This is a genomic window from Kribbella antibiotica (genome assembly GCF_004349055.1).
GTDB classification, from domain to species: Bacteria; Actinomycetota; Actinomycetes; order Propionibacteriales; family Kribbellaceae; genus Kribbella; species Kribbella antibiotica.
Genome location: NZ_SMKX01000228.1, coordinates 1 through 11,091, shown reverse-complemented (window position 1 = coordinate 11,091; position 11,091 = coordinate 1). Strand labels below are relative to the sequence as shown.

General features: G+C 67.0%; 12 protein-coding genes. 5 read left to right on the top strand and 7 right to left on the bottom strand.

Annotated elements, in window-relative coordinates:
- Positions 1-116: 116 nt before the first annotated feature.
- A complete protein-coding gene (locus E1263_RS40230) occupies positions 117-1,775 on the bottom strand; it encodes a S1C family serine protease (protein WP_132177361.1) in 1,659 nt (552 codons plus the stop codon).
- A gap of 82 nt (positions 1,776-1,857) precedes the next feature.
- Positions 1,858-2,415: a TetR/AcrR family transcriptional regulator gene (locus E1263_RS40225; protein WP_132177359.1), complete on the bottom strand. Its 558-nt coding sequence runs from the start codon at positions 2,413-2,415 to the stop codon at positions 1,858-1,860.
- Positions 2,416-2,492: 77 nt separating this feature from the next.
- Between E1263_RS40225 and E1263_RS40220 the strand changes: the two genes are divergently transcribed.
- Positions 2,493-3,332 carry an oxidoreductase gene (locus E1263_RS40220; protein ID WP_132177357.1) on the top strand — a complete coding sequence of 280 codons (840 nt, stop codon included), beginning with the start codon at positions 2,493-2,495 and terminating at the stop codon, positions 3,330-3,332.
- On the opposite strand, the gene E1263_RS40215 is transcribed toward E1263_RS40220, so the two are convergent.
- The gene (locus E1263_RS40215; protein WP_132177355.1) at positions 3,316-4,446 is read right to left on the bottom strand and encodes an epoxide hydrolase family protein; all 1,131 of its coding nucleotides are present in this window, start codon (positions 4,444-4,446) and stop codon (positions 3,316-3,318) included. The genes E1263_RS40220 and E1263_RS40215 overlap by 17 nt on opposite strands.
- Positions 4,447-4,508: 62 nt before the next feature.
- Between E1263_RS40215 and E1263_RS40210 the strand changes: the two genes are divergently transcribed.
- Entirely contained in the window at positions 4,509-5,432 is a 924-nt protein-coding gene (locus E1263_RS40210; protein ID WP_132177353.1) for a helix-turn-helix transcriptional regulator, read from the top strand.
- Here the strand turns inward: E1263_RS40210 and E1263_RS40205 are convergent.
- On the bottom strand, positions 5,429-5,932 hold the full coding sequence (locus tag E1263_RS40205; RefSeq protein WP_238162012.1) for a DUF3558 family protein: 504 nt from the start codon (positions 5,930-5,932) through the stop codon (positions 5,429-5,431). The two genes, E1263_RS40210 and E1263_RS40205, sit on opposite strands and share 4 nt — an antisense overlap.
- A gap of 59 nt (positions 5,933-5,991) precedes the next feature.
- Here E1263_RS40205 and E1263_RS40200 point away from each other — a divergent pair, with 59 nt between their 5' ends.
- Both E1263_RS40200 and E1263_RS40195 read left to right on the top strand, forming a co-directional pair.
- Positions 5,992-6,816: an alpha/beta fold hydrolase gene (locus E1263_RS40200; RefSeq protein ID WP_132177349.1), complete on the top strand. Its 825-nt coding sequence runs from the start codon at positions 5,992-5,994 to the stop codon at positions 6,814-6,816.
- 133 nt (positions 6,817-6,949) lie between these two features.
- On the top strand, positions 6,950-7,828 hold the full coding sequence (locus E1263_RS40195; RefSeq protein ID WP_132177347.1) for a polysaccharide lyase: 879 nt from the start codon (positions 6,950-6,952) through the stop codon (positions 7,826-7,828).
- Here E1263_RS40195 and E1263_RS40190 read toward each other — a convergent pair.
- The 3 genes from E1263_RS40190 to E1263_RS40180 are packed head-to-tail and all read right to left on the bottom strand — an operon-like array spanning position 7,825 to position 10,276.
- Positions 7,825-8,733 (bottom strand): ribonuclease Z, encoded by a 909-nt coding sequence (locus tag E1263_RS40190; protein ID WP_132177345.1) that lies wholly within the window; start codon positions 8,731-8,733, stop codon positions 7,825-7,827. The two genes, E1263_RS40195 and E1263_RS40190, sit on opposite strands and share 4 nt — an antisense overlap.
- On the bottom strand, positions 8,730-9,692 hold the full coding sequence (locus tag E1263_RS40185) for a pyridoxal-phosphate dependent enzyme (RefSeq protein ID WP_132177343.1): 963 nt from the start codon (positions 9,690-9,692) through the stop codon (positions 8,730-8,732). Before E1263_RS40185 ends, E1263_RS40190 begins: the two co-directional genes overlap by 4 nt.
- Before the next feature lie 38 nt (positions 9,693-9,730).
- Positions 9,731-10,276 carry a dihydrofolate reductase family protein gene (locus E1263_RS40180; RefSeq protein WP_132177341.1) on the bottom strand — a complete coding sequence of 182 codons (546 nt, stop codon included), beginning with the start codon at positions 10,274-10,276 and terminating at the stop codon, positions 9,731-9,733.
- 73 nt (positions 10,277-10,349) lie between these two features.
- Here E1263_RS40180 and E1263_RS40175 point away from each other — a divergent pair.
- On the top strand, positions 10,350-11,091 hold a 742-nt coding region (locus E1263_RS40175), incomplete at its 3' end, for an SGNH/GDSL hydrolase family protein (protein ID WP_132177339.1).

Here is an 11,091-nt window from a genome sequence, read left to right as displayed (position 1 = left end):
GATTCGGGGTGCGGTGGGCATGTGAAACGGGCCCGGGCGCCTCGGGGAGGGGGAGGCGCGCCGGGCCCGGTGCGGGCCGCCAGCAAGGGGGTGGTGCTGGCGGCCCGGTTCGAGGATTACCGGACGGGGCCGGTGATCAGTTCGATGGTGGCTTTGTGGGACTTGCCTTGCTGGTCGGTCCAGGCGACCTCGACCTTGTCGCCGGGGTGGTGCTGGTCGAGCAGCTCGGACAGGGTCTCCGGGGAGGTGACGGGCTTGCCGTCGAAGGAGGTGATGACGTCGCCTGCGGTGATGCCGGCCTCGTCGGCCTTGCCCTGCGGGATCACGTCCTGGATCGCGGCGCCCTGAACACCGGCGTTCGGGAGGATCGAGACACCGAGCAGCGGGTCGGCGCCGATGTGGATGTCTGCGGACTCCTGGCCGGACTGGATCTTCTTGGCGATGTCCATCGCCTCGTTGATCGGGATCGCGTAACCCTGCGGGCCCGCGCTACTGCCCTGACCACCTTGACCCTGACCACCATTGCCTTGACCCTGGCCGCCGTACGGGTTGTCCTGCGGGAAGCCGTTGCCCTGACCGTCACCCTGGCCGAAGCCGGAGCCGTCGCCGGGGGCGGGAGCGTACGGGTCGCCGTCGGCGGCGAGCTGCGGGTTGGGCTTGGTGCCGGTGCCGGCGGAGGTCTGGCCGGGGCTGCCTTGGCCCTGGCCGCCGTTGTTGCCGGCGGTGTCGACGCCGACGACTTCACCGTTGGCGTTCGCGAGCGGTCCGCCGGACTGGCCGGCCTGGATGTTCGCGTCGGTCTGGAGGAGGCTCTTCAGGTTCTCCGGGTCCTGGCCGTTCGAGTCGGTCGCGGTGATCGCCTGGTTCAGCGCGGTGATCTGACCGGCCGCGTACGTCGGCGTGCCGCCCTTGCCACCGGCGTTGCCGATGCCGACCACCTTGTCGCCGACCTTCACGTTGTCGGAGTTACCGATCTTCGCGGTCTCCAGCCCGGAAGCGTCCTTCAGTTTCAGTACGGCGATGTCGTGGTTCTCGTCGTAGCCGACAACGCTGGCCACGTAGGTCTTGCCGTTGCCGACATTCGTGACGGTGATCGACGTCGCGCCCTCGATGACGTGATGGTTGGTCAGAATCACGCCGTCGGAGGTCAGCACGATGCCGGTACCGGCCGCTTTCGCGTTCTCGAGACCGAGCACGGTGTTGATGTTCACCAGCCCCGGCGACACCTTCGACGCGACCGAGGCCGGGTCGAACTGCGTCTGCGAGAGCTGTGAGCCGTGCGTTCCACCGACCTGCTGATCGATGCCCCAGGCAACCGATCCGGCGACCAGGAGGGCCGCGATGCTCATCGCACCGGCGGCGAGCAACCGGCGCTTCTTCTTCCGCGGCGGCTGGTCCGGGCCGACGCCGATGACCTGGCCGGGCACCGGCGGATAACCGCCACCACCGTGCCAACCGGCGTACGGCGCGGGCAGCTGGGGCTGCTGCGGATACTGGGGGTATTGCCCGTACTGCGGACCCTGAACAGGGGCCCCCGGCAACTGCCAGCCCGGATTCTGCCAGCCCTGCTGGTGAACCGGCTGGTTCGGCACCGGCTGCTGCGGCACCGGCTGGCTCGCGACCGGCTGCTGGTACTGCGGTCCAGGCGGCAGCGGGATGGCCGGCCGCGGAGCCTCCTGCTCGGCCTGCGGACCGTTCCACTCGGGGCTCGGGCCCTGCACGGGTCCGGGCTCCTGGGTCTGCTTGTCGTCCTGCTGTCCTGCACCGTCACTCATCGCCGTTGCCCTCCTCAGCCCAATTCCTTCTGGTACGAGTAGAGCGCGCGGATCTGAGAGGAGTCTCGGGTCAACCAATGAATCAGCTGAGAATCTTCTCCACCGCCATCACCACGGCCTTTCGCCGGGCAAGCCGGCTGGGCACGGCGGCGCCGTACTCAGGGGTCATCGAAGACCAGTTCGTCGCGATCGCCTGGATCAGCGAGAGCAGACTGACCGAGGAGAACTGCTTCGGGACGGTACGCCGACGCTGGGCCCGATCCAGGTCGTCGAGCCGACTCTGATTCACGGCGATGATCGCCTCCAACGGCTCGCCGGCCGGACGCTCCAAGCGGTACCAACTCGTCAGCCGCAGCCGGGCCGGGTTGTCCTCGAAGTAGTCGAACAGACGACCTGCGTAGGCAGGCAGGTCGTCGGTATCGAAGCCGACGACGGTCAGGTACTCCTCGACGGAGGCACTGAAGACCGCGTCGAACAGACCGTCCTTGCTGCCGAAGTACGCGTAGAGCATGGCCTTGTTGCACTCGGCCACCTCGGCGATCCGTTGCACCCGCGCGCCGGCGATCCCGCGCTCGGCGAACTCCTCGGTGGCGGCGGCCAGGATCTTGGCCCGGGTCCGGTCGGCGTTCCGCTGCTGCATACCGGGAATCATATAACCATCCGGTTGGTTATATGATCTTGAAGGTATCCAACCGTTTGGTTAGTTAGGACTGACAGATGAGCAAGGTGTGGTTGATCACCGGAAGTTCCCGTGGACTGGGGCGCGCACTGGCCGAGGCCGTGCTGGCGGCCGGCGACCGAGTCGTCGCGACCGCACGGACGCCCGAGCAGCTCGCCGACCTGGTCACGCAGTACGGCGACCAAGTCCGCGCGGTGGCGCTCGACGTCACCAACGTGCAGGCTGCGCAGACCGCCGTACAGACTGCTGTGGACGAGTTCGGTGGGCTTGATGTGGTGGCGAACAACGCCGGGTATGCGAACAGCGCACCGATCGAGGAGACCCCCGACGACGACTTCCGCGCCCAGATCGAGACGAATCTCTTCGGTGTCGTGAACGTGACGAAGGCGGCCCTGCCGGTCTTCCGCGAGCAGAAGAGCGGACATTTCCTGCAGTTCTCGTCGATCGGCGGCCGCGTCGGCGGGACCCCCGGCATGGGCGCCTATCAGACCGCGAAGTTCGCCGTCGAAGGATTCTCCGAGGTGCTGAACAACGAGGTGAAACCGTTCGGTGTCAAGGTCACGATCATCGAGCCCGGCGCCTTCCGCACCGACTGGGGCGGCTCGTCGATGACCATCGCACCGACCCACCCCGACTACGACGAAACCGTCGGCGCCATGAACCGCTACCGCGTCGAGGCCGACGGCAGCCAGGCCGGCGACCCCGCCAAGGCCGCTCAAGCCATCCTCCAAATAGTCGCCGCCGACCAGCCGCCCCTCCGGCTCCTCCTCGGCACCGACGCCCTCACCCGCGCCGAGCAAGGCGCCCAGGACCGAGCCGCCGAAACCTCAGCCTGGGCTCACCTCTCCACCTCGACCGACTTCAGCGAAGGTCACTGAAGAACTCCCGGACGTCATTCACCAGCAGCTCAGGCTCTTCGAGGGCTGCGAAGTGACCGCCGTGATCCACATCGTTCCACCGCGTCACCGTGTTCTCCTGCTCGACGTACTTGCGGACCGGGACGTCGTGAGCAAAGGCGAGAACCGCAGTGGGGACGCCGGAGTTTTCCTTACCGGCTCCCCACGCCTGCGCCTGCGCATATCCGACGTACGCCGCGGAGCCCGCCGTACCGGTCAGCCAGTAGAGCATCGCGTTGGTCAGCAGGCGGTCCTTGCTGATGACGCTGCCGGGGCCGGTCCACGCGTGGAATTTGTCCATGATCCAGGCGAGCTGGCCGACCGGTGAGTCGACCAGACCGTAGGCGATCGTCTGCGGCCTGGTCGCCTGGATCGCGATGTAGCCGAACTCCTCCTGCATGAACTTCCCGATCCGCGCCACGCGGTCTTGCTCCAAGGCGGTCAGGCTCGCCAGCTCATCCGCAGCCAGCGGGTACGGCGGCATCGGGCCCGGCCCGCCGTTCGTGTGAACGCCGACCACCTGCGCCCGCGCCGCCCGCGCCACCTCAGGTGAGACCGCGCCCCCGATGTCACCGCCCTGTACGCCGTACCGGTCGTACCCGAGCCGCGTCATCAACTCAGCCCAAACCCGGCCGATCCGGTCAGCCGTCCAACCACCCTCGGAGACCGGTCCCGAGAACCCGAACCCGGGCAGCGACGGAATGACGACATGGAACGCATCAGCCGCGGACCCACCATGCGCAACCGGATCTGTCAGCGGCCCGATGACATCCAGGAACTCCACCACCGAACCCGGCCAGCCGTGCGTGAGCAGCAGCGGAAGCGCATCCGGCTCAGCCGAGGTGACGTGCAGGAAGTGGATCTGTTGCCCCTCGATCTCGGTCGTGTACTGCGCGAAGCCGTTCAGCTCGGCCTCTGCGGCCCGCCAGTCGTATGTCGTCCGCCAGTAGTCGACCAACTCGGCCAGATAGGACACCGGTACGCCGGTCGCCCAGTCGTCACCGGGCAGCGGGGTGGGGAGGCGGGTGCCGGCCAGCTTGGCGGCCAGGTCATCGAGGGCTGTCTGCGGGATATCGATGCGGAAGGACTTGATCATGGTTGAAGAATTTCACCCAGTTAGGACAGCTTCAGTCCTAACTCTGCGCGAGAATTCTGGACATGCTGGAAACCTCCGCACGACTCCTCAGGCTGCTCTCGCTGCTGCAATCACCGCGCGATTGGAGCGGAACCGCCCTGGCCACCGAGCTCGGCGTCGGCCCGCGAACTGTCCGCCGGGACGTGGAGAAGCTGCGCAACCTCGGTTACCCGGTTGACGCCGTACCGGGGGTGGCTGGGTATCGGCTGGGCGCTGGGGCCTCGCTACCGCCCCTACTGCTGGATGACGACGAGGCGGTTGCGGTGGCGGTCGGTCTGCGGGCCGCTGCTGGGGGCACGGTTGCCGGGATCGAGGAGTCGTCGGTCCGGGCGTTGACCAAGCTTGAGCAGGTTCTGCCATCGCGGTTGCGGCATCGGGTGAAGCTGTTGCAGGCGGTCGCGGTCACCCCCTCGGGCGCGGCCGCCGTACAGCCTGAGGTGTTGCTCGCCGTGGCCGAGGCTTGCCGAGATCATCAGCGAATGCGGTTCGATTACCGCAACCACGACGGTACGGCGGCCCGTCGCACCACCGAGCCGCATCGCCTGGTCAACACCGGCCGCCGCTGGTATCTGATCGCGTGGGACCTCGACCGTGCTGACTGGCGCACCTTCCGTCTGGATCGGCTCGAGCCGATCATCCCGACCGGCCCACGCTTCACGCCCCGCGAAGTGCCGGAGGACAAGACCAACCGCGCCGGCTACCGCTACCAGGCCCGTTTCCTCATCCACGCCCCCGCCGAGGTCGTCGCCGACCAGCTAGGCCCGAGCGTCGCCACGGTCGTCCCCCACACAGCAACCACGACAACAGTCGAGGCCGGCTCCAACTCCCTCGACGAACTGGCCCTGTACGTCGGCCTGCTCGGCCACCCCTTCGAGGTCCAGTCACCGCCTGAGCTGATCGCCCACGTCCGCGCGCTGTCCGCCCGCCTGAGTGCCGCGGTCTCTTAGAGCATCTGCTGCTGGCGGAGCTTCTCGATGGCGACGGCCATCGCCGCCTTGGCCTGTGCGCAAGCGGCGTTGACCGGGGCGGGCGCCGCATATCCCGCAGCCACTTCGACGACGGTGCCCTGCTCGGCGACGAACATTGTGCCGCAGGATGGATTCAGCCGGCTCTTGCTGACGACTACCTTGACCTGAGCAATCACGACCTCGCCGGCCGGGTCCGGGAACAGTTGGTGGAAGTCGGTCTGGGCAGCTCGATCCCAGCCGATCAGCACCATGAGCGAGAAGTTGCTGTCCGAGTTCCAGACACAGTTGCGGCCGTTGACGCCCCTGTTGTCGGAAGATTTCTCGAGACCGTGTCTGTCCAACAGTTCCTGGCTGACCAGCTCGCACGGCTCGGCCTGCTGCACCGCGGGCACAACGGGCGCAGCTTCCGGCTCGGCCGCCGTCGTACCGCAGCCGGCCAGCGCGACCACGGCGACCAGCACCCAGCCCACTCGGATCATGTCAGCCAACGTAGTGAGGATGCTTGGGGACCGGTCCCCATCGGCGGTAGCGTGCGGTCATGTCGCTGACCGGGGTTCAGGATCGGTACGTCGAGACAGTGCTGGGGCAGATCCGGATCCGGGTCGGGGGTTCCGGCGAAGCGATGCTGTTCTGGCCCAGTCTGCTGATGGACGGGACACTGTGGGCCGGGCAGGCCGCGCATTTCATCGAGCGCTATCAGGTCGTGCTGGTGGATCCGCCCGGGCACGGCGGCAGCTCCGACTTGGCGGGACCGTTCAGTTTCGAGCAGTGCGCGGACGTAATCCTCGCGATCGTCGACGACCTCGGCATCGACAAGGTGCATGTCATCGGCAACAGTTGGGGCGGGATGATCGGCGGCACCTTCGCCGCCCTGCATCCGGAGCGGATCGGCGTTGCCGTGTTGATGAATGCGACTGCTTCACCGTCGAACGCACGCCAGAAAGTCGAGTACGGCGCTCTAACCAGAGCGGCTCGGCTATTCGGCGGGATCCGCGGGCCGCTGATCGGTCCGGTGGTCGACGCCTTCCTCGGCCCGACCGCGAAACGCGAGAAGCCCGAGGTCGTTGCCACAGTCAAGCAATTGGCCCAGCAGGTCAACGTGAAGTCCGGGATGCACGCCGTCACGAGCGTCGTCCCCCGCCGGCCTGACCAGCGCCCGCTCTTCGGTCAGATCCGCACGCCGGTCCTCGTCGTGGCCGGCGCCGAGGACACCACGTTCGGTGTCGCCGAAACCGAAGCGATGGCCGATGCCATCCCCGGCGCGCGCTTCGTCGTACTGGAGCAGTCGGCGCACCTGGCCGCACTGGAATCCCCTGCCGAGGTCAACGCCCTCATCGACGATTTCCTCGCCGATAATTCCTGACAATGGGAATGTCTAGGGCGTGAATTACCTCAACCCTTGACGGTGCGCCGCCCGCGTGGCCATCATTCTCGAAATTCCGGTGAATTTATCCCCTGAATTCATTCCGGCCACTGAGAATGATTAGAGGGTTCTGATGAAGAAGAGACTGTTCGCCATCCTCACGACCGGCATCCTGCTGACCGCCGGCCAGGTCACGACTTCGGCCGCTCAACTCACCGCCGTCAAATGGAACGGCTTCGAGCGACCGGCCGCCGGCGCCGCCTACACCTCGGGCGAGTGGTCCACCGACGGGTGGAGCGCGCCCTGGTCGGAGGGATTCAACAGCGGCCGCGCCGTCATCGACAGCAGCACCGCCCACTCCGGCACGAAATCGCTGAAGGTTTCCTACCCGAAGGGAAAGATCGGCCCGGCCGACTCCGGCGCGCAGGCGCCGTTCACAGTCCCCAAAGCCCGCGAGTACTACGTGTCGCAGTGGGTCCGCTTCAGCCCGACCTTCAGTTGGGGCACCACCCAGTACGCCGGGAAGATCGGCGTCGGACTGCGTGGCGGCGCCGGCTGCTCGGGCGGCACCGAATGCACCGGCTACAACGGATTCACCTCCCGCTTCATCTGGCGCAGCAGCGGCCAAGCGGCTATTTACTATTACCACATGGACCAGACCGGAACGTACGGCGATTACGCGAATCTGAAAAAGCCGAACGGCGAGAGTATTCTGTTCCCGCGGGGCTCCTGGACGCACATCGCCCAAAAGATCCGGGTCAATACCGTCACCAATGGCAACGCGAATGCGGACGGTGAGATCGAGGTTTGGTACAACGGCGTCTCGGCGGCCAAGATCACCGGCCTGCGGTTCGTGCGCAACGCCGATCAGGTCGACTCGGCGATGTTCTCGTCGTTCGCCGGCGGCGCAACCACCGAGTTCGCCCCGACCGTCGACTCCTGGATCTGGTACGACACCCTCAAGGTGACCACCAACCGCTCCGAGATCTGCGAGATCAGCGGCGGCTGCTAGCGCCGGGCTGGGACTGCAGTGCGGGAGAGGTCGGAGGCGACGACGATCTCTCCCGAGAACTCGGCGGCGGCTTCTTCGTGGAAGCGCTCAGGTTCCAAGTAGCGCTGGGAAAAGTGGGTCAGGACGAGTTTGCGAACGCCGGATTCCTCGGCGACGCGGGCCGCCTGGCGAGCAGTGAGGTGCCCGAATCGGCGAGCCAGGTCGGCCTCGGCGGACAGATAGGTCGACTCGATCACGAGCAGGTCGGCCTGATCCGCGAGCCGGAGGACGTTCTCGCACAGGCGGGTGTCCATGATGAAGGCAAAACGTTGGCCCTGCCGGGGTTCGCTGACTTGATCAATGTGGATCGTGCGGCCGTCGACCTCGATGGAGCCGGTTCGTTGCAAGCGGGCGATGTCCGGCCCGGCGACGCCAAAAGCTTTGAGCTGGTCGGGCAGCATGCGGCGGCCGTCGGGCTCGATCAGTTGGTAGCCGAAGGACTCGACCGAGTGCTCCAGCCGCCGCGCCCACAGCTGACCGAACGGGCCGACGGTCAACAACCCGTCTTCCTCGACCGGCTCCTCCAACAACTCGGCTCGCTCGTAGAACGAAGCGGCGTACCGGAGTCTGGTGAAGTACTCCTGCCCCGACGCCGGATAGTGCGCCCGGACAGCATGCGGTACGTCGTCCAGCGACAGCCGCTGCACAATTCCCGGTACACCGAGACAGTGGTCGCCGTGGAAGTGCGTGATGCAGAGTCGCGTGATCGCGCCGGCCGCGACCCCGGCGTACAGCATCTGCCGTTGGGTGCCCTCGCCCGGATCGAACAGGAAGCCGTCCTCGTCCCAGCGCAGGAAGTACCCGTTCTGGGTGCGTTCCCGCGACGGCACCTGGCTCCCGGTGCCGAGGATGACCAGCTCTCTCAAGCCAGCACCTTAGCCAGCGTCTTGGATGAGATGTTGGCACCGCAGGAGACCACGGCCATCCGGCCGGACGTCAGCGTGCGGGCCGCGGCGAAGGCCATCGCCGCTGAACCCTCGACCAGGTGGTGTTCGGTGTCGATGACCAACCGCAGCGCGTCGCGGATCGCGGGTTCGTCGACGAGGATCCATTCGTCGACCAGTTCGCGACAGAGGTCGAAGGTGATCGACCCCGGTTCGACGCTGCCCGCCGTACCGTCGGAGAGCGTTGACGACGCATCCACCGTGACGATGCGGCCGGCAGCGACCGACTCGGCCATCGCGGCGTCGGCGGCTGGTGAGGCGCCGTACACCTTGATGCCGGGGAGCTGTTGTTTGAGCACCGCGGCGACCCCGCTGATCAAACCGCCGCCACCAACAGCGACGACGACGCCGTCGAGCTGCTCACCCTTCAGCTGCTTGACCAACTCGACGCCGATCGTGCCTTGGCCGGCGATGACATCAGCATCGTTGTACGGCGAGACGTAGGTCAGACCGTGCTCCTCGGCATAAGCCCGGGCCTTGAGCTCCTGGGCGCCGGTGTCGTTGCCCTCGGCGCGGAGTTCGGCGCCGAGACGTTCTAGCGCGGCGACCTTGCTCGTGGATGCGTTCTCGGGGAGGTAGACGATCGCGCGCCCGCCCAGGAGCGCGAGCGCGTTGGCAACGCCGAGACCGTGGTTGCCGGACGACGCGGTGACTACACCGGCCTGCCGCTCGGCGTCCGTCAGCGTGAGGATCTTCGCCAGGGCGCCGCGCGCCTTGAACGAGCCGGTCCGCTGAAGGTGCTCGCACTTGGCGAGCACCTCGACCCCTAGGTCCGCGCTGAAACCGTGGAACGGCAACAGGGGCGTCGGCGGCAGGTACTCGTGCAGAGACGGCGCGATCCCCCGCGAACGATCGGCAATCTCGGCAGCGGTCACCGGCATGCGGTCCTCCCTCATCAGGTGTGCGTCCCGACTGCAGGTTATCCGGAGTGGTTCACCCGGTAGTCGACGAGCAGGTGACCGCTCGGCGTCGTCGAGCTGCTGATCGGCTCCAGGCTGATCTGCGGCAGGTTGTCGAGCAACCGTCGTCCGGTGCCGACGACGGTCGGGACGATGACCAGGCTCAACTCATCGACCAGACCCGCAGCGAGCAGTGCCTGGGTGACGGAGATGCTGCCGTGGATGCCGATGTCGCCACCGGGCTGCTCCTTCAGGTCCCGGACGAAGTCGGTCAGCTCGCCTTCGATCGCCTGAGCCGTCCCCCACTGCGTCGCGAGCGGGGTCGAGGTGGCGACATACTTCGGTACGGCGTTCACGAAGTCGGCGAACGGCTGGATGTCGCTGGTCGGCCAGAAGCCGGCGAACTCGTCGTACGTGCGCCGCCCGAAGATCACCGTGTCCTGGGTCGAGATCAAGCGGCCGCCGACAGCATCGGTCTCGTCGTCCCAGCTGGTGAGGAACTTGTCCGCTCCCTCGGCAACGCCGTCGAGGGACAGGAAGTAAGCGGCGACAACTTTGCGTGACATGTGAGGCTCCTCAGGTGGGTTCTTGCCTCCACGTCGAACGGCAGACACCGGATTCGACACCTAGGCTGTTCGCGTGACGGATTCCTTTTGGCGCGGCTACCAGTACGAGGAGATCGACGCGGACGGCTGGTCGACGTACTGGCGTCTCGACCCCCGCGGGCAGAACCTCGCCCTGCACGACTGGCTGGGTCACGACGACAAACCCGGCCACCGGCTGTGGGAGCGCGCCGCGACACCCGCCGGCGTCCGCGGAATCTGGAGTATGACGGCCGCTGGCGTCCGGCTCGAGGTCCGCGCGGCGCAGGGCATCTACGGCCGAATCGCCCCGCTCGACGTCATGGTCAATGGGGTCCTCCATCAACGCTGTGTGCTTGAGGAGGGTGAGCAGGAGCTAGTGGTTCCGCTCCCGGGAACTGCTGTGACGGTCGAAATCTGGTTGCCCCAGGCTGGGCGGATCGCGATCCGTGGCGTGGAATTCGACGGCGAGGCTGAACCGGTGCCGGTCAGCGGGCTGCGCTGGATCACCTACGGCAGCTCCATCACCCAATGCAGCGGCGCGGCAGGCCCCTCCGAGACCTGGCCGGCTCTCGTCGCCCGCCAGCACGACTGGGACCTCCGATGCCTGGGCCTCTCCGGCGAGTGTCACCTCGACCCGGTCGTCGCCCGGACCATCCGCGACACCCCGGCCCGCCTGATCTCACTCTGCCTCGGCATCAACATCCAAGGCGGCGCAACCTTCAGCGGCCGCACCCTCCCCGGCCAGGTCGAGTCCTTCATCGCAACCGTCCGCTCCGGCCACCCCACCACCCCCATCG

What these genes read in the sequence shown, in the direction of transcription:
- E1263_RS40210 (WP_132177353.1), top strand. Translation starts at nt 4,509, where the DNA reads ATGCTGGAAACCTCCGCACGACTCCTCAGGCTGCTCTCGCTGCTGCAA.
- E1263_RS40225 (WP_132177359.1), bottom strand. Translation starts at nt 2,415, where the DNA reads ATGCAGCAGCGGAACGCCGACCGGACCCGGGCCAAGATCCTGGCCGCC.
- E1263_RS40195 (WP_132177347.1), top strand. Translation starts at nt 6,950, where the DNA reads ATGAAGAAGAGACTGTTCGCCATCCTCACGACCGGCATCCTGCTGACC.
- E1263_RS40185 (WP_132177343.1), bottom strand. Translation starts at nt 9,692, where the DNA reads ATGCCGGTGACCGCTGCCGAGATTGCCGATCGTTCGCGGGGGATCGCG.
- E1263_RS40220 (WP_132177357.1), top strand. Translation starts at nt 2,493, where the DNA reads ATGAGCAAGGTGTGGTTGATCACCGGAAGTTCCCGTGGACTGGGGCGC.
- E1263_RS40200 (WP_132177349.1), top strand. Translation starts at nt 5,992, where the DNA reads ATGTCGCTGACCGGGGTTCAGGATCGGTACGTCGAGACAGTGCTGGGG.
- E1263_RS40205 (WP_238162012.1), bottom strand. Translation starts at nt 5,932, where the DNA reads ATGATCCGAGTGGGCTGGGTGCTGGTCGCCGTGGTCGCGCTGGCCGGC.
- E1263_RS40215 (WP_132177355.1), bottom strand. Translation starts at nt 4,446, where the DNA reads ATGATCAAGTCCTTCCGCATCGATATCCCGCAGACAGCCCTCGATGAC.
- E1263_RS40180 (WP_132177341.1), bottom strand. Translation starts at nt 10,276, where the DNA reads ATGTCACGCAAAGTTGTCGCCGCTTACTTCCTGTCCCTCGACGGCGTT.
- E1263_RS40230 (WP_132177361.1), bottom strand. Translation starts at nt 1,775, where the DNA reads ATGAGTGACGGTGCAGGACAGCAGGACGACAAGCAGACCCAGGAGCCC.